Origin of the sequence: Actinopolyspora mortivallis (assembly GCF_003001495.1) — a bacterium.
GTDB lineage: Bacteria > Actinomycetota > Actinomycetes > Mycobacteriales > Pseudonocardiaceae > Actinopolyspora > Actinopolyspora mortivallis_A.
Genome location: NZ_PVSR01000028.1, coordinates 35,625 through 52,928, shown reverse-complemented (window position 1 = coordinate 52,928; position 17,304 = coordinate 35,625). Strand labels below are relative to the sequence as shown.

General features: G+C 69.1%; 14 protein-coding genes and 1 tRNA gene. 9 read left to right on the top strand and 6 right to left on the bottom strand.

Features of this window, described 5'->3' with window-relative positions; genetic code table 11:
• Positions 1-181: 181 nt before the first annotated feature.
• Positions 182-1,858 (top strand): dihydroxy-acid dehydratase, encoded by a 1,677-nt coding sequence (gene ilvD / locus CEP50_RS14630; protein ID WP_106114516.1) that lies wholly within the window; start codon positions 182-184, stop codon positions 1,856-1,858.
• A 14-nt stretch (positions 1,859-1,872) separates the two neighbouring features.
• Here the strand turns inward: ilvD (CEP50_RS14630) and CEP50_RS14625 are convergent, their stop codons facing one another.
• The 3 genes from CEP50_RS14625 to CEP50_RS14615 all read right to left on the bottom strand — a co-directional run bounded on the left by CEP50_RS14625 (position 1,873) and on the right by CEP50_RS14615 (position 3,689).
• The gene (locus tag CEP50_RS14625) at positions 1,873-2,550 is read right to left on the bottom strand and encodes an alpha/beta hydrolase (RefSeq protein ID WP_106114515.1); all 678 of its coding nucleotides are present in this window, start codon (positions 2,548-2,550) and stop codon (positions 1,873-1,875) included.
• A 115-nt stretch (positions 2,551-2,665) separates the two neighbouring features.
• A complete protein-coding gene (locus CEP50_RS14620; protein ID WP_106114507.1) occupies positions 2,666-3,502 on the bottom strand; it encodes a phosphatase PAP2 family protein in 837 nt (278 codons plus the stop codon).
• A gap of 114 nt (positions 3,503-3,616) precedes the next feature.
• A tRNA-Lys gene (locus CEP50_RS14615) sits at positions 3,617-3,689 on the bottom strand.
• A gap of 420 nt (positions 3,690-4,109) precedes the next feature.
• On the opposite strand from CEP50_RS14615, the gene CEP50_RS14610 reads away from it, so the two are divergent.
• The 3 genes from CEP50_RS14610 to ligA all read left to right on the top strand — a co-directional run bounded on the left by CEP50_RS14610 (position 4,110) and on the right by ligA (position 8,617).
• Complete coding sequence (locus CEP50_RS14610) at positions 4,110-5,318, top strand: L,D-transpeptidase (protein ID WP_181188402.1); 1,209 nt, start codon at positions 4,110-4,112, stop codon at positions 5,316-5,318.
• A gap of 254 nt (positions 5,319-5,572) precedes the next feature.
• Positions 5,573-6,277, top strand: a complete 705-nt coding sequence (locus CEP50_RS14605; RefSeq protein WP_106114505.1) for a hypothetical protein — start codon at positions 5,573-5,575, stop codon at positions 6,275-6,277.
• 195 nt (positions 6,278-6,472) lie between these two features.
• On the top strand, positions 6,473-8,617 hold the full coding sequence (gene ligA / locus CEP50_RS14600; protein ID WP_106114514.1) for an NAD-dependent DNA ligase LigA: 2,145 nt from the start codon (positions 6,473-6,475) through the stop codon (positions 8,615-8,617).
• An 82-nt stretch (positions 8,618-8,699) separates the two neighbouring features.
• Here ligA and CEP50_RS14595 read toward each other — a convergent pair whose 3' ends face one another.
• Positions 8,700-9,353, bottom strand: coding sequence for an amino acid-binding protein (locus CEP50_RS14595; RefSeq protein WP_026449145.1), 654 nt, complete (start codon positions 9,351-9,353; stop codon positions 8,700-8,702).
• A 295-nt stretch (positions 9,354-9,648) separates the two neighbouring features.
• On the opposite strand from CEP50_RS14595, the gene gatC reads away from it, so the two are divergent.
• The 4 genes from gatC to gatB are packed head-to-tail and all read left to right on the top strand — an operon-like array spanning position 9,649 to position 13,194.
• On the top strand, positions 9,649-9,948 hold the full coding sequence (gene gatC, locus CEP50_RS14590) for an Asp-tRNA(Asn)/Glu-tRNA(Gln) amidotransferase subunit GatC (protein WP_019854930.1): 300 nt from the start codon (positions 9,649-9,651) through the stop codon (positions 9,946-9,948).
• Positions 9,948-11,498, top strand: a complete 1,551-nt coding sequence (gene gatA / locus CEP50_RS14585; RefSeq protein ID WP_106114504.1) for an Asp-tRNA(Asn)/Glu-tRNA(Gln) amidotransferase subunit GatA — start codon at positions 9,948-9,950, stop codon at positions 11,496-11,498. The genes gatC and gatA overlap by 1 nt, the downstream gene beginning before the upstream one ends.
• Positions 11,495-11,689, top strand: coding sequence for a hypothetical protein (locus tag CEP50_RS14580; protein ID WP_106114503.1), 195 nt, complete (start codon positions 11,495-11,497; stop codon positions 11,687-11,689). Before gatA ends, CEP50_RS14580 begins: the two co-directional genes overlap by 4 nt.
• Positions 11,686-13,194 carry an Asp-tRNA(Asn)/Glu-tRNA(Gln) amidotransferase subunit GatB gene (gatB, locus tag CEP50_RS14575; RefSeq protein ID WP_106114502.1) on the top strand — a complete coding sequence of 503 codons (1,509 nt, stop codon included), beginning with the start codon at positions 11,686-11,688 and terminating at the stop codon, positions 13,192-13,194. Before CEP50_RS14580 ends, gatB begins: the two co-directional genes overlap by 4 nt.
• A 66-nt stretch (positions 13,195-13,260) precedes the next feature.
• Here the strand turns inward: gatB and CEP50_RS14570 are convergent, their stop codons facing one another.
• Positions 13,261-14,451: a PQQ-dependent sugar dehydrogenase gene (locus tag CEP50_RS14570; protein ID WP_258175258.1), complete on the bottom strand. Its 1,191-nt coding sequence runs from the start codon at positions 14,449-14,451 to the stop codon at positions 13,261-13,263.
• Positions 14,452-14,647: 196 nt separating this feature from the next.
• Here CEP50_RS14570 and CEP50_RS14565 point away from each other — a divergent pair, with 196 nt between their 5' ends.
• Positions 14,648-15,355: a DoxX family protein gene (locus tag CEP50_RS14565; RefSeq protein WP_258175256.1), complete on the top strand. Its 708-nt coding sequence runs from the start codon at positions 14,648-14,650 to the stop codon at positions 15,353-15,355.
• Positions 15,356-15,407: 52 nt separating this feature from the next.
• Here CEP50_RS14565 and ilvD (CEP50_RS14560) read toward each other — a convergent pair whose 3' ends face one another.
• Positions 15,408-17,252: a dihydroxy-acid dehydratase gene (gene ilvD, locus CEP50_RS14560; protein WP_106114501.1), complete on the bottom strand. Its 1,845-nt coding sequence runs from the start codon at positions 17,250-17,252 to the stop codon at positions 15,408-15,410.
• Between the last annotated feature and the right edge of the window lie 52 nt (positions 17,253-17,304).

The window sequence follows — 17,304 nt, the reverse complement described above, 5'->3', positions numbered from 1 at the left end:
CCCCATCCCGAACCCGGCAGCTAAGCCCTCCAGCGCCCGACCTACTGCACCCCCACGAGTGCGGGAACCACGGACACCGCCGACCCCCCACCACACCCACCCTCGAATTTCAGTCACCTACTACCCTCGACGTGTGAACGAAGACACCGTCTTGAGGGATGACAAGGTTTCCGAGTCCGGTATCCCCCGGAGTCCGCTCAAGCCACGTAGCCACGAGGTCACCGACGGCCTGGAACGGGCGGCCGCACGTGGCATGCTGCGTGCCGTCGGTATGCGCGACGACGATTTCTCCAAGCCGCAGATCGGCGTAGCCTCTTCCTGGAACGAGATAACCCCCTGCAACCTGTCCCTGAAACGCCTCGCGGGCAGTGCCAAGGAAGGCGTCCACGCGGCCAACGGGTATCCGCTGGAGTTCGGCACGATCTCGGTTTCCGACGGAATCTCCATGGGTCACGAAGGAATGCACTATTCGCTCGTGTCCCGGGAGATGATCGCCGATTCGGTGGAAACCGTGATGCAGGCCGAACGACTGGACGGCTCGCTGCTGCTGGCGGGATGCGACAAGAGCCTGCCCGGTATGCTGATGGCGGCCGCGCGGCTGGACCTGGCCTCCGTCTTCATCTACGCGGGATCGATCCTTCCCGGGAAGGTCGACGGCAGGGACGTCACGATCATCGACGCTTTCGAAGCCGTCGGTGCCTGCGCCCGCGGGCTGATCTCCCGCTCCGAGGTCGACCGGATCGAACGGGCGATCTGCCCGGGCGAGGGTGCCTGTGGCGGCATGTACACCGCCAACACGATGGCCTGTGCCGCCGAGGCGCTGGGGATGTCCCTGCCCGGTTCGGCCAGCCCCCCTTCCGTGGACCGACGGAGGGACGCCGGCGCGCGGGAAGCGGGACGTGCGGTGGTGCGCATGCTGGAGCGGGGCATCACGGCGCGGGACGTGTTGACGAAGGAGGCTTTCGAGAACGCCATCGCCGTGGTGATGGCCTTCGGGGGCTCGACCAACGCCGTGTTGCACCTGCTGGCCATCGCCTACGAGGCCGGGGTGGAGCTGACCCTGGAGGACTTCAACCGAGTGGGAGACCGGACCCCCCATCTGGCCGACGTGAAACCGTTCGGCGAGTACGTGATGACGGAAGTCGACCGCATCGGTGGGGTTCCCGTCGTCATGAAGGCCCTGCTGGACGCGGGGCTCCTGCACGGGGACTGTGTCACGGTGACCGGCCGCACCGTCGCCGAGAACCTGGAGGAACTCGCTCCTCCGGAACTGGACGGTTCCGTGCTGCACCGACTGTCCGATCCGATACATCCCACCGGCGGCCTCACCGTGTTGCGTGGCTCGTTGGCCCCCGAAGGGGCTGTGGTGAAGAGTGCGGGTTTCGACACCGCCCGTTTCGAGGGCACCGCAAGGGTGTTCGACGGGGAACAGGCCGCGATGGACGCCGTGGAGGCCGACTCGCTCCGTTCCGGTGACGTGGTCGTCATCCGCTACGAGGGACCGCGTGGCGGACCCGGCATGCGGGAGATGCTGGCGGTCACGGGAGCGATCAAGGGGGCCGGTCTGGGCAGGGACGTGCTCCTGCTCACCGACGGTCGTTTCTCCGGCGGTACCACCGGGCTGTGCATCGGGCACGTCGCCCCTGAAGCCACCGACGGGGGGCCGATAGCCCTGGTGGAGGACGGAGATCCGATCCGGCTCGATCTGCGGGAACGTACTCTCGACCTGCTCGTCGACGAGGAGGAACTGCAACGGCGTCGTTCCGCTTGGTCCCCGCCGGAGCCCCGCTACCGCCACGGGGTGCTCGGCAAGTACGCCAGGTTGGTGGGCTCCGCCGCACAGGGAGCCGTGTGCTGAGTCCTGCCGGGAACTCACCCGGTTCGCGGCCGTGTGTCGTCGTCGGGACTCTCCGGGGAGTGGGGAGCTGACGGTGGTCTCTCGGAGGTGTGCTCCGAACCCCGTCTGCTTCCCGCCTCCTCGACGGCCCGTACGACGAATTCACGAACCAGATTCGCCCATTCCCGGTGGTGGCGCAGCATCGCGTGTCCACCACCGGGTACGCGGCGGAAACGGACCCGGTGGCCGGCCTGTGCGGCGCGTCGTGCGTAGTCGGCCGAGGCTCTGGCCGACGTGGTGCTGTCCCGGTCACCGTGGACGAGGAGCGCCTCGGTGTCGCCGAGGTGTTCGCAGGGATCGGAGGTTTCCACCCAGGGGGCGAGCGCGCAGACCCCGTCCACACCGGGTTCGTCCCCCAGCAGCAACGCGGCTCGGCCGCCCATGGAGTGCCCCACGAGCACGATTCTCGTGTCGGGCTGCCGGGCCCGGATGGCCGCCGTCGCCCATCGGGCGTCGACCAGTGGATCGCGGAGCGGCTCGTTCCACCCGCGCAGACGGTTGCGGAGCAGCCACACCGTCGCCGGTCGTGAGGTGGCGCTCACGGCCGCGCGCAGGGTTCGCGCCAGCCACCACATGCGCAGATAGGCCAATCGCCAGGGGCGCATCGGTTTCTTGCTGTGGGGGCGTCCTCCGTGCAGGACCAGGACTGCCACGGGCGCCGTGGAGGTTGTGAGTCTGTGAAGCCGAGCCGTGGCGGGAGATCCGCCGACCAGAGGGATCGGATGTCGGGTTCGTGCACGCATGGTCTCTGTTCGGTCGGGCCGGTACTCAACCGGTGGGGGGATGGTGGGTGTCGTCCGCCCCGGTGGAAGGTGGGTGTTGTCGTCCACGGCGTAGGCGGGCGCGTTCGACCAGTCTGCCGCGTAGCGGAGCGAGTCGGTCCGACAGGGTCCACAGACTGATCAGCAGGAGCGTGAGGCTCGTACCGAGCATCCAGCCCGCCAGCACGTCGGAGGGTGAGTGCACTCCCAGAACCAGTCTGGAAAGACCGGTGACCAGTACCAGTAGTACCGCCAGGCCCCCGACCCCGTACCACCGCCTCCGGGGGACACCCGAATGTTGGACCAGCAGGAACGCCAGCATCAGGTAGACGGCGGCGGAGTGGGCCGAGTGACCCGAGGGAAACGCGAAGCTGTCCTCGGTGAGCGCGTTGGGAGCCGGAACAGGACGGGGGCGGGCTATGGTGATCTTGACCAGGAAGACGACGGTCGCGGTTCCTGCCGAGGTGAGCAGCATCAGCAGTGGGGGAGCCCAGCTGCGGGCCCGGAAACCGAGCCACACGGACACGGAGAGCACCACGAGGGCGAGTGTGATCCCGTCGCCCAGGTACGTGATGATGTTGAAGACCGCCACCGTGGTCGGATCCCGCAGCACCGCGATCCGTTCCAACAGTTCCCGGTCCAGGGTGAGCAGCGCGCTGTGTTCGTAGACCTGCTCCGTGATCGCGGCGAAGACCCGGAAGCCGAGCACCGCCAGGGTCAACCCGAGCACGGGAAGAACCCACGGATACCAGAAAACCAGTTCGCGCCAACCGGCGTGACCGGGCTCGGCTCCGTGTCGCCCGCTCCGATCCGGAGTGTGGTGTTCCTCACCGGGTGGGGCCATTGTCATGGGATGTTACTCCGCGGGTGGGGATGACTGCCGTGCGTCGGTGTCGAGTTTACGGACGTGTCTCGCCGCGGAAACGAAAAATCCCGGGCCGAAGCCCGGGATCCGATGTGCGCCAATAGGGACTCGAACCCCAAACCCACTGATTAAGAGTCAGTTGCTCTACCACTTGAGCTATTGGCGCTTGTGTTGTTTTCACTTTGTTCGCCTGCCGGGTCGTCCCTCTCGCTGGCGACATGTGAAACATTAGCACGCTGGCAGCGGAGCGGTTTCGAGGGGGGGCGTTTCGCTCGTGGTGTGTGCGGTGAGGTGCTTGTGCGCTGCTGTTCCGTCGTGCGGGTTCGGTTCGTGGGTTGGGTTCGGTCGGGCCGGGTTTCGCCGAAGGGGTCGGTTTCGTGGGCGAGGGCGAGGTCACGGAATGGCTACGGAGCGGTCGCGGTGACAACCCCGGGTGGGGTGACGGCGTCATCCCGAGTGAAAGTCGTACGGTTTTCACTCTTCGTGTCCTTATGGGGGATGTTCTTCTCGACCCTCACCCTTTGAGGTATTGATCTCCGTACGACTGAGCGGGGAATGGTACATCGTCTTGAACGGAATGCCGCTGATGAAGCTGTTACATCACTCTTCGGGAGGAAGGTCGGTTCTTCTCGGAGTCCGGGGCGTGGTCCTGGGGCTCGTCGTGGCACTGGCCACGGGGTGCGGAGCCGCCACCGGGGGCGGCGGGGCGAACGGGGACTCCGCCGCGGAGGAACCGAGCGGGCCGCCAGCCCTGGAGTTCACTCCCGAGGGAGGGGCCACCGACGTCTCCCCGGTGGATGACATCGGGGTGAAGGCGCTCAACGCCGAACTGACGGAGGTGACGATGACCAACTCCTCCGGGGAGGAGGTCGCCGGTGACCTGGCCGAGGACGCGGCGAGCTGGGCAGTCGGGGAACCGCTCGGATACGGCAAGACGTATCGGATCGTCGCGAAGGCGACGGGTGGCGACGGCAGGACCCTGACCGAGAGCTCGGAGTTCACCACACTGACTCCCGAGAGCCTCACCTACGTCTCCATGAACCCCCTGGACGGACAGACCGTGGGAGTGGGTCAGCCCCTGGCGTTCTACTTCAGCGAGGACGCGCCCGCCCCGAACAAGGAACGGGCCGAGAAAGCCATCGAGATCAACACGGAACCCGCCGTCGAGGGGGCCTTCTACTGGTTCGACGACCGCGAGGTGCACTGGCGTCCCGAGAACTACTGGAAGTCGGGGACGAAGATCTCGATCGACGTGAACGTCTACGGCAAGAACCTGGGCAACGGCGTTTACGGAGAAGAGGACCGCAGCGCCACCGTCCGTATCGGTGACCGCGTGATCCTGCGGGCCGACGGACAGAGCCACCGGATGAAGGTCGAGGTGAACGGAGAGGTCGAACGGACCCTGCCCGTCTCGCTCGGCCGTCCCTCCTTCCCCTCGCACAACGGGACGCACGTGGTGATGCGCAAGCACGACAGCTATCTCATGGACTCCACCACCTACGGACTCGGCCTGGACGAGGGAGGCTACCGCACCCGGGTCAAGTGGGCGGTGCGCATCTCCAACGGAGGGGAGTTCCTGCACGCCGCTCCCTGGTCCGTGGCCGATCAGGGGGAACGCAACGTCAGCCACGGCTGCATCAACATGAGCCTCGCCGACGCCAAGTGGGTCTACGACCTGGTGAAGAAGGGAGACGTGGTGGAGGTCACGAACTCGGGTGGAGACCAGCTGGCCTCCTGGGACGGTTTCGGGGACTGGCAGATCCCGTGGAGCGAGTGGACCGCCGGCAACAGGTGAACGACGGTGACCCGGGGTTCTCCCGAAACCCCACGAGCGGGTACGCGATCCTGATAGGAAGTCCCCCGGGGTTGTAATCCCCGTGGCCGAGGAGCCCCGTTTCGACGGGAACGGCCCGGGCGTCGGCACCGTGGGTTCGCCGGACGGTGCTCACCTGTTCGGCGGTTCCCACCGGCCGGGCGGCTTCCGGCGCGCGGAGGGGACCTCGGCTGCCGTGCTCGTTACCGAACACCGGGACAGGAAGGAGCGGGACCGTGCTGGGATTCGTGCGGCGCGTACTCGGTCGGTGGAGGCGCGGACGGAACCGGGAGCCCCGGGGTGTGGTCTCCACGGAGGAGGCCCGGCGGCGCGCCCGCGTCTTCTGGCGGCGCTGGGAGGAACTGCTTCCCCTGGTGGGCTCGGCCCTGGGGGACGGGACCCCGCACCGGGTGGACCACCAGCTGGCCGAGGCGGTCGCCGAACTGCATCCCGGGTTGAACTTTTCGATCGAACGGGGGACGGAAGCCGTCTACGCCCTGGTGCTCACCTCCCAGGCGGATCCGGAGCTGCGTCCCTACACCGACGCGTGGAAGGCGGAGGCCCCCGAACCCGACTCGCTCTGGGAGTACCACGACGCGGTGCCGCCCGTGCCGGACCCCACGGAGGTGACGGTGAACCTGCACGGCAAGGGGTATCCGCTCCGGCAGGTTCGGGTGGCCGCCCAGTACGACGAGAGCAGGCAGCTGGTCGACGTCGCCGTGTACCACCCCGGGTTCGCCGAGTTGGAGACCGCCGAGCGGGAGGCGCTGACGTTTCTGCCCCTGCACGCCACTCTGGGGGAGAGGCTCGCGGCCGACCGGCTGGGACGAGTGGAGACGGCCGTCGTCCCCCCGGAGGGAGCGGTGGATCTGCTGAGTTTTCGGGAGCGGGTGCGGGCCCTGGCCGGACAGCACGCTTCCGGGACGGATGCGGAAGACTGATCGATCCGGGCCCGCGCGGCGGAAACGCCGTCCGGATCGGGCACGAGCCGTGCTCGGAAACGGAAGCCCCGCGGTGTTCACCCGGCGGGGTGCGGAGCGCGGGGAGCGCGCGCCGGTGTCGGGGCCGCTGGTTAGTCTCGGGACGTGACCGGCAGCGAACGCACACACGAGCACGATCCGCGGAACACGGCGACGGTGACCGGGGAGCCGGAACGGCAGGACCTCCCACCGGACTCCCCGGACACCGAACAGGCCGAGGGGCTGGAGGACGTTCCCCGGCAGACGCGTGCTCGCTACGACGAACTCGTGGAGCAGGTGCGCTTCCACCAGTTCCGTTACTACGTGCTCGACTCCCCCACCATCACCGACGGGGAGTTCGACGAGCTGTTCGTCGCCCTGCAGCGGATGGAGGAGGAACACCCGGCGCTGCGTGGTCCGGACTCTCCCACCCAGCAGGTCGGTGGAACCTTCTCCACGGAGTTCACCGCTGTCGACCACCTGGAACGGATGCTCAGCCTCGACAACGCGTTCAACGTCGAGGAACTGTCCGCGTGGGTGCACCGGGTCGAACGTGAGACCGGCACCACGCCGCACTTCCTGTGCGAACCGAAGATCGACGGGCTGGCGGTCAACCTGCTGTACCGGGACGGCAGGCTGGAACGGGCGCTGACCCGGGGGGACGGCCGGACCGGGGAGGACGTGACGCTCAACGTCCGCACCATGCGGGACGTGCCGGACCGGTTGGCGGAGAGTTCGGAGTACCCCGTGCCCTCCCTGGTGGAGATCCGCGGCGAGGTCTACTTCCGACTGGACGAGTTCGCCGAGCTCAACGCCTCGCTGGTGGAGGCGGGCAAAACGGCGTTCGCGAACCCGCGCAACGGTGCCGCCGGTTCGCTGCGGCAGAAGGACCCGCGGATCAGCAAGACCAGACCGTTGCGGCTGATCTGCCACGGCCTCGGGAAACGGGAGGGGTTCGAACCGGCCACCCAGTCGGCCTCCTACGCGGCGTTGCGTGCCTGGGGACTGCCCGTTTCCGAGCACACCGTGGTGCTGTCCTCCCTGGAGGAGCTGGTCGAGCACGTCCGTTACTGGGGTGAGCGCCGCCACGACGCCGAGCACGAGATCGACGGAATCGTGATCAAGGTCGACGACGTGGCCCTGCAACGCAGGCTGGGGACGACCTCACGCGCCCCCCGGTGGTCCATCGCCTACAAGTACCCACCCGAGCAGGCGACCACGGAGTTGACCGATATTCGTGTCAACGTCGGTCGAACCGGGCGGGTCACTCCCTACGCCGTGATGCGTCCGGTGAAGGTGGCGGGCTCGACGGTGGCCATGGCCACGCTGCACAACGCCGACGAGGTGCGGCGCAAAGGGGTGCTGATCGGCGATCGCGTGGTGATCCGCAAGGCCGGCGACGTCATTCCCGAGGTGCTGGGGCCGGTGGTGGACGCCCGGGACGGGACCGAACGAAGCTTCACCATGCCCGACACCTGCCCCGAATGCGGTTCGGAGCTGCGGCGGGAGAAGGAGGGCGACGTCGACATCCGCTGCCCGAACGCACGGTCGTGCCCGGCGCAGTTGCGTGAGCGACTGTTCCACCTCGCGGGCAGGGGGGCCTTCGACATCGAGGTGCTGGGCTACGAGTCGGCTTCGGCGCTGTTGGACGCGGGGGTGCTCGTCGACGAGGGCGACGTGTTCCACCTGGACGAGGAGAAGCTGCTGCGCACCGAGCTGTTCCGGGCCAAGGACGGTTCGCTGACGGTCAACGGGCACAAGCTGCTGAACAATCTGGAGTCGGCCAAGCAGCAACCGCTGTGGCGGGTGTTGGTGGCGCTGTCGATCCGTTTCGTGGGCCCCACGGCGGCCCAGGCGCTGGCCCGTGAGTTCGGTTCGCTGGACTCCGTCGAGAAGGCGGACGAGGAGGAACTCGCGGCGGTGGACGGGGTGGGTCCCACGATCGCCAGGGCTGTCCGCGAGTGGTTCGAGGTGGACTGGCACCGTGAGGTGGTCCACAAGTGGCGTGCCGCCGGGGTGCGGATGGAGGACGAACGCGACTCCGCCGTGCCGCGCAACCTCGAGGGGCTGTCGATCGTGGTCACCGGTTCTCTGCCGACCTACTCGCGGGACGAGGCCAAGGAGGCGATCATGAACCGCGGGGGCAGGGCCGCGGGGTCGGTGTCGAAGAAGACGGCCTTCGTGGTGGTCGGTGACGCCCCCGGATCGAAGTACGACAAGGCGGTCCAGCTCGGTGTGCCGGTTCTGGACGAGGAGGGGTTCCGGGTGCTGTTGGAACGGGGCCCCGAGGCGGCCGAGGAGAGGGCCCTGGAGACCGGATGACCCCGTCGCCGGGCCCCGTCCGCTCGCCCTGTCGGGACGTGGTCGCGGGAGCGGGGCCGGGTGGGCACCGTGGGATGCGGGCTCAGCCGTCCAGCACCACGGCCACGATGCCGGCCAGGTGGGCCAGCCGGGCCACTTCCGAGGTGCGGAACCTCGGACCGCCCGGGCGTCCGGCCAGCAGCACGCGGTCGGGCTTGCCGATGGGGGTGGCGGCCAGCTCGGTCCCCAGCTCCCGCCAGGTCTCCGGAACCCACGAGTCGTCCGCGTCGAGGACCGTCGCCCGGGGAAGAGGCAGCCAGGGGAGCTGGAGGTGTTCGATCTCCGGGGCGGAGCCGCTGGAGGCGAGGTGCTCGGAGCCCCCCGCCCGGTGCGCGAAGACCATCGCCCACCCCGAACGGATGATCCGGGGAACTCCCTCGGCGAACAGCTCCAGACCACGAGCCGGCTCGGCCGCGATCTCCTCGACCAGCTCCAGCTCGCGGTGCGTGTCCAGCACTCCCGCGTAGGGACGCACCGCGTCGACCCGCACTCCCTCCACCGACTCGGCGGCCGTGATCAGCACGTCGGGGAGTCTGCCGGAGGGGAGTTCGACGACCAGGTCGTCCACCGCCCCGTCACTGCTCCGCTCCACCACGTCCACGCCGAGAATGTCGGCTCCGATCTCGCCCAGCGCGCCCGCCACCGCCCCGAGAGTGCCGGGACGGTCCGGGATCTGGACCCGGATGAGGAAGGACACCGGTTTCACGCCTCCAGCCTCGTGCGCGGCACCTCGCCGTCCGCGCCTGACGGTTCACCGGCGGCCCGTGACCGCCGTGCTTGGAGCAGACCGGCCAAATTGTGACAGACGTGGGAGGCTGTCGATCGGGCGTGGCCGTGAACGCCGTGTGAACCGGAGCTCGGCGGGCGAACCACCCGTGGGCCCCCGAGGCCGCTGCCCATAGACTCGATGACACCTCATTACCCCGAACACGTGTGGTAGCCGGAAACGAACGGATACCAGAAAGAACCGGACATGATAAGGGGTCCGCGCATTGTCCACGATCTCCCGTGACGAGGTGGCACACCTCGCCGGACTCGCCAGACTGGCCGTTTCCGAGGAGGAACTCGACCGGTTCGCAGGTCAGCTCGATGTGATTCTCGACGCGGTTGCCAGGGTGGGCGAGGTCGCCGCCGACGACATACCGCCCACGTCCCACGCGGTACCGGTGACCAACGTTTTTCGGCCCGACGAGGTACGCGAGGGGCTCTCCCGGGAGCAGGCCCTGGCCGGAGCTCCGGCGACCGAGGAGAACAGGTTCCGCGTACCACGGATTTTGAACGAGGAGGCGTGATGACCTCGACGACGTCCGGTCCGGAGGGGGGCGGTGCCACCGAGCTCACCCGTCTGACGGCCTCCGAACTGGCAGCCCGACTCGCCTCCGGCGAGGTGTCCGCGGTGGAAGTCACCCGGGCTCATCTCGACCGCGTCGAAGCGGTGGAGCCCGAGGTGGGAGCCTTCCTCCACGTGGACCGGCAGGAGGCGCTCGACGCGGCCCGTCGTGCCGACGAGGACCGCGCCGCGGGCAGGGCGGTCTCGCCGCTGGCGGGAGTGCCGCTGGCGCTCAAGGACGTGTTCACCACCACCGACATGCCCACCACCTGTGGTTCGAAGATGCTGGAGGGGTGGGTACCGCCGTACGACTCCACGGTGGCGGCGCGCCTCCGCGAGGCCGGTGTGGTGATTCTCGGCAAGACCAACATGGACGAGTTCGCCATGGGGTCCTCCACCGAGAACTCCGCCTTCGGCGTCACCCACAATCCCTGGGACCTGGAGCGGGTGCCCGGTGGCTCCGGTGGTGGCTCCTCGGCGGCGCTGGCCGCCTTCGAGGCGCCGTTGGCCATCGGGACCGACACGGGCGGTTCCATCCGCCAGCCCGCAGCGGTCACGGGCACCGTCGGAGTCAAGCCGACCTACGGCGGTGTTTCCCGCTACGGCCTGGTCGCCTTCTCCTCCTCCCTGGACCAGGGAGGACCGTGCGGACGCACCGTGTTGGACGCGGCCATGCTGCACGAGGTCATCGCCGGGCACGACCCGATGGACTCGACCTCGATCGACGCGCCCGTGCCCGGGGTGACGGCCGCAGCGAGGGAAGGAGCCGCGGGTGACCTCCGGGGGGTCCGTGTGGGAGTCGTCCGCGAGTTCTCCGGGGAGGGTTACCAGCAGGGAGTGCTGGACTCCTTCCGCACCGCCGTGGACACCCTCACCGAACTCGGTGCCGAGGTCGTCGAGGTCTCCTGTCCCCACTTCGAGTACGCCCTGGGGGCCTACTACCTGATCGCCCCCAGCGAGTGCTCCTCGAACCTCGCCCGGTTCGACGCCATGCGTTACGGGTTGCGCGTCGGTGACGACGGGGACCGCAGCACCGAGGAGGTCATGTCCCTCACCCGGGAACAGGGCTTCGGTGCCGAGGTCAAACGACGGATCATGCTCGGAACCTACGCGCTGTCCTCCGGTTACTACGACGCCTACTACGGTCAGGCACAGAAGGTGCGGACGCTGGTCAGCCGGGATTTCGCGGCCGCGTTCGAGCGGGTGGACGTGCTCGTCTCCCCGACGACGCCCACCACCGCCTTCCGCATCGGGGAGCGGGCCGACGACCCGATGGCCATGTACCTGGCCGATCTGTGCACGATCCCCAGCAATCTCGCCGGCAACGCGGCCATGAGCGTGCCCTCCGGGCTCGCTGCGGAGGACGGTCTGCCGGTCGGACTGCAGATCATGGCTCCCGCCATGGCCGACGAACGGCTGTACCGGGTGGGGGCAGCCTACGAGGCGGCCAGGAACGCCGCTGCGGGCGGCGCGCTGATCGACCGTGTTCCACAGTTGGAGGTGGCCCGATGAATCCCAAGCTACGGGCGTTGCTCGCGGTAGGAGCCGAGTTGTCCAGGGGGGTCGGCCTGCGCGGCAAGATCCGTCAGGCCCGCAGGGACAGGGACCGGCTGGTGATGGCCGACGCCGTCGTCACCGTTCTCGGGCTGATCACCGGGGTGGCGTTGGCGGTTCGTGAGGTACGTAAGGCGGGACAGCAATGACGGCGGTCGCCGAGATCATGGATTACGACGAGGTGCTGCGTCGTTTCGATCCGACGTTGGGCCTCGAGGTGCATGTCGAGTTGTCCACGGCCACCAAGATGTTCTGTGGCTGCGCCAACGAGTTCGGTGCCGAGCCGAACACGCGGGTGTGCCCGGTCTGTCTGGGGATGCCCGGTGCGTTGCCCGTGGTCAACGGCACCGCCGTGGAATCGGCCATCCGCATCGGTCTGGCGTTGAACTGCGAGGTCGCCGAGTGGTGCAGGTTCGCGCGGAAGAACTACTTCTACCCGGACATGCCCAAGAACTTCCAGACCTCGCAGTACGACGAGCCGATCGTCTTCGACGGTCATCTCGACGTGGAGCTCGACGACGGGCAGACCTTCCGTGTGGGCATCGAACGGGCACACATGGAGGAGGACACCGGCAAGTCCTCCCACGTGGGGGGTGCCGACGGTCGGATTCACGGTGCCGAGCACTCCCTGCTGGACTACAACAGGGCCGGCGTGCCCCTGATCGAGATCGTCACCAAGCCGATCACGGGAGCCGGGGAACGTGCCCCCGAGGTCGCGCGTGCCTATGTCACGGCGCTGCGCGACCTGCTGCGTTCCATGGGGGTTTCCGACGTCCGGATGGACCAGGGATCGCTGCGCTGCGACGCGAACGTCTCGTTGGCCCCCAGGGGTGAGACCGGCTTCGGTACCCGTACCGAGACGAAGAACGTCAACTCCTTCCGCAGCATCGAGCGCGCCGTGCGTTTCGAGATGCGCAGGCAGGCCACGCTGCTGAGCAACGGCTCGGAGATCGTGCAGGAGACGAGGCACTTCGACGAGTCCACGGGGGAGACCTCATCGGGACGGCGCAAGGAGGAGGCCGAGGACTACCGGTACTTCCCCGAACCGGACCTGGTTCCCATCGCTCCCTCCCGGGAGTGGGTGGAACAGCTGCGCGCCACCCTCCCCGAGATGCCGTGGGAACGGCGCAGGCGGGTGCAGCAGCAGTGGGAGCTCTCGGACGAGGAACTGCGTGACCTGGTCAACGCCGGTGCCCTGGATCTCGTCTCGGCCACCGTGGACGCCGGGGCCACGCCTTCCGAGGCCCGTTCCTGGTGGGTGGCCTATTTGAGCCAGCGGGCCAACGAGCGTGGTGTCGAGCTGGCCGCGTTGCCGATCACGCCGTCCCAGGTGGCCCGGGTGATCGAGTTGGTGGGGGAGGGCAAACTCACCCACAAGCTCGCCCGGCAGGTCGTCGACGGTGTGCTGGAGGGGCGTGGTGAGCCCGACGAGATCATCGCGGCCGACGGGCTGGAGGTGGTCTCCGACGACTCCTCGCTGCGGGCCGCCGTGGACGAGGCCCTGGCCGCCCAGCCCGACGCCGCCGAGAAGATCCGTGGTGGCAAGGTCCAGGCCGCCGGCGCGATCGTCGGCGCCGTGATGAAGGCGACCAACGGGCAGGCCGACGCCAAACGGGTCCGCGAGCTGGTGCTGGAGGCCTGCGGGCAGCAGTGACCCCCTGCGGAGCACGCGGCCGCCACCCACGGCCGCGTGCTCCGCGGCGAGGCCGAGCGGTCGGGGCTACTCCTTGCCTCCTCCGCCTCCGGAGGGCGGCTCGACCCGAATCACCCGGTCGTCGCTGGAGACCGGATCTCCGCCGTTCCTGTTCGAGGTGCCCAGCCACAGCATTCCGTTCGGTCCTCCCGCCGCCGCAGAGAAACGTCCGTAGGTGTCCTCCAGCCCCCGCTGGGGCTCTCCGGTGAAGGTTCCCTCCGGACCCGGGCGCATGGTGGAGACGGCCTGTTGTCCGCTCAGGGCGACGACCAGGCTCGCCCCCACGGTGGCGCAGTCGGAGACCCCCGGGTTGTCCCTCCAGCTCCACGCGGGAGGACCCGTTTCCTCCCCGGGGACGAGCCGGTGGAGTATCTCGCGGTCCGAGCCGCGGTCGACGACCCAGAAGGCCCTGCCGCGCTCGGCTGCGCACACTCCCTCCGGGGCGGTGAGCCCCGCGGAGACCACCGGGGAGTCCGGGGAGGGATTGTCCTCGGCGGGATCGCCGAAGGAGTCGATCCGCAGGAGCTTGCCGGCCAGGTTCTCCGGATCGGAGGCCCGCTTCGGCGAGCCCGCGTCGCCGGTGGCGACGATCAGCGAGTCCCGACCTCCCACGGTGATGGCCCCGCCGTTTCCGCTGGGCCCGCGCGGGATGCCGGTGAGCACGGCCTCGGGTGGGTCCCCGGGGGCTATGCGCACCACCCTGTTGTCCGTCTCGGTGGTGACGTAGGCGTAGACCAGACCGTCCTCGGCGTAGCTGGGGGAGAGGCTGAGCCCGGTCAGACCTCCTCCTCCGGAGGGGTCGACCGGGATCCTGGCGATCTCCTCGGTGGGGCGCTCGGCGTGCACCCGCAGTACGCGCCCCGTGGTGCGTTCCCCCACCAGCGCGGAGTTCCCTCCCGGCAGCGCGGCCACCGCACCCACCGGTGCCAGGCAGGTGGCGACCACGGCCGGGTCGGGGTCGGTGCATCCTTCCGGTGGTTGTTCCGGGCCGGAGCGGGGACGCTCTCCCGAGGGCGGTTCCTGTTCCTCCCCCTCGACCCGGGGTTCCGGGCCGGCCTGGGGACGCAGCGAGGGCTGGTCCCGCCAGCTCCGCGGGTGCTGCTCGGGGAAGTCGGCGCACCCCCCCACGAGGGCGAGGGCGGTCAGCACGGCACCGGCGACCGCGTACCTGCCCGGTACGCGGCCGCGGGGTTCTCGGTTGCCTGAGTGGAGCACCACGGTCACCGACGATAGCCGTTGCGCGGTGAACACGGCACGTGAGGCCGAGCGCCGGTCGCCGCGGGGACCGTCTCCGTCAGTCCCCGTGGAGGGGGCGGTCCGGAGGAGGTCTTTTCGCGGCACCCCCTCGGAAGGAACCCCGCGGATCGCACCGAAAGGGTCGCACGCTCCGATGTGGATGTCCTAGCCTGCCAGCGTGCGCATCCACGATGATCGGCCCGACGAGGACGGGTGGGCCGTGTCACCGAACGATTCCTCGCGGGGGGACCCCCTCGGTGTCGCCCCGCCCCGGACGGGAGCCGCCACCGGACTCGACTACTACGACGACGAGGCCTACGGGGACACCGGGGCGGGAGCGCTGCGCGGGGATCTGGAGTTCCACGACGAGTTCCCCACCGTCCCGGAGGGCACGGCCTGGCACCGGGGCCTCGATCTCGGTCTGCTGCTGGTGCGTTCGGTGCTGGGGGTGGTGCTCGTCGCCCACGGTGCCAGGAAGCTCTTCGGGGCTTTCGGGGGAGCGGGGCTCGACGGCACCGCCGAGGTGCTGGCCGCCGCGGGGTTCCGCCGCACCGAGGTGCTGGCCGCGGTCACCGGGGTCACCGAGTTCGGAGCAGGGATTCTGTTGGTCCTCGGGCTGTTCACCCCCCTGGCCGCCGCCGGGGTGCTCGGTGTGACGACCGGTGCCGTGCTGCTGCGTGCGGGGGACGGGTTCTTCCTGGAGCAGGGAGGAGCGGAGTATCCGCTGCTGGTGGCAGCGGTGGCGTTGGGGCTGCTGTTCACCGGCCCGGGCAGGGCCTCCGTGGACAACGGCAGTGTCTGGTTCCGACGTCCGGTGCTCAGCGGCACCGTGGGGCTGCTGCTGGCCGCGGCCGTGGTGACCGGGGTGCTGGTGGGGCTGCGCTGAGCGGTTCCGTGGCACACCCGGTCGGCTCCCCTCGGGACGCCGACCGGGGAACTCACCGCTCGAGGGAACGCACCGCACCGAACGAGGCCGAGGTGGCCAGGCTCGCGTAGGCGCGAAGCGCGGTACTCACCTCCCGCTGCCGTTCGTGCGGCTGCCACGGGTGCTCGGAGCTGTCCATCCTGGCCCGGCGCCGTTCCAGCGTCTCGTCGTCGACGAGCAGTTCGAGTTCACGCCTCGCCACGTCGACGAGGATCTCGTCACCGTCCTGGACGAGTCCGATCGTTCCGCCGTTGGCGGCTTCGGGGGAGACGTGTCCGATCGACAGTCCCGAGGTTCCACCGGAGAAACGCCCGTCGGTGACCAGGGCGCACTCCCGGTCCATGCGTGCTCCCTTGAGGAAGGCGGTCGGATGCAGCATCTCCTGCATACCGGGACCGCCTGCGGGTCCCTCGTACCGGATGACCAGCACGTCGCCGGCCTCGATCTCCTTGTTGAGGATCGCGGAGACGGCCTGTTCCTGGCTTTCCAGCACCCGTGCCCTGCCGTGGAAGCGCCAGAGCTCCTCGTCCACGCCCGCCGTTTTGACCACCGCCCCGTCCGGAGCCAGGTTGCCGCGCAGCACGGCCAGCCCGCCGTCCGAGGTGTAGGCGTGGGCCACGTCGCGGATGCATCCGTTCGCGGCGTCGGTGTCCAGTGAGGACCAGCGGTTGTCGGTGGAGAACGCCTCGGTGGTGCGCACCCCACCCGGGGCGGCGTGGAAGAGTTCCACCGCCCGGGGACTCGGGGACTTCCCGCGAACGTCCCACCGGGACAGCCACTCGTCGAGGTTCGCGCTGTGTACGGAGCCGACGTCGCGGTGGAGGAGACCGGCACGGTCGAGTTCGCCGAGTATCGCCGCGATGCCGCCCGCCCGGTGGACGTCCTCCATGTGGTAGGTGGAGTTGGGGCTGACCTTGGCCAGGCAGGGAACCCGCCTGCTGATCTCCTCGATGTCGGAGAGCGTGAAGTCGATCTCACCCTCGCGGGCCGCCGCGAGAGTGTGCAGCACGGTGTTCGTCGAGCCGCCCATGGCCATGTCCAGGGCGAGTGCGTTGTCGAAGGCCTTCTTGTCGGCGATCGAGCGCGGCAGCACCGTGGCGTCGTCGTGTCGGTACCAGCGTTCGGCCAGCTCGACCACCGTGCGTCCCGCGTCCTCGAACAGGTCGCGGCGTTTGCGGTGGGTGGCCAGGGTCGAGCCGTTGCCGGGAAGGGCCAGGCCGAGGGCCTCGGTCAGGCAGTTCATCGAGTTCGCGGTGAACATGCCCGAGCACGAGCCGCAGGTGGGACAGGCGGACCGTTCCACCTCGGTCAGCCCGGCCTCGTCCACCTCGGAGCTGGCCGAGGCGGCGATCGTGGTGATCAGGTCGGTGGGAGCGTGGGCCACGCCGTCGACCACCACGGCCTTGCCCGCCTCCATCGGCCCTCCGGAGACGAACACGGTCGGGATGTTCAGCCGCATCGCGGCGTTGAGCATCCCCGGGGTGATCTTGTCGCAGTTCGACAGGCACACCAGAGCGTCGGCGCGGTGGCCGTTGACCATGTACTCCACCGAGTCCGCGATGAGTTCCCGGGAGGGCAGCGAGTACAGCATGCCGCTGTGTCCCATGGCGATCCCGTCGTCGATCGCGATGGTGTTGAACTCGCGGGCAACGCCGCCGGCGGCACGAACGGACTCCGCGATCACCCCTCCCAGGTCACGCAGGTGTACGTGCCCGGGGACGAACTGGGTGTAGGAGTTGGCGATGGCCACGATCGGTTTGCCGAAGTCGTCGTCGCTCATGCCGGTGGCGCGCCACAGGGAGCGGGCGCCCGCGGCGTTGCGACCGTGTGTCGTCGTGCGGGAACGCAACTCGGGCATGGGGTAACTCTCACTTCGTGGGAAGTCGCCGGAGACGGCGAAGTTCGTCGCG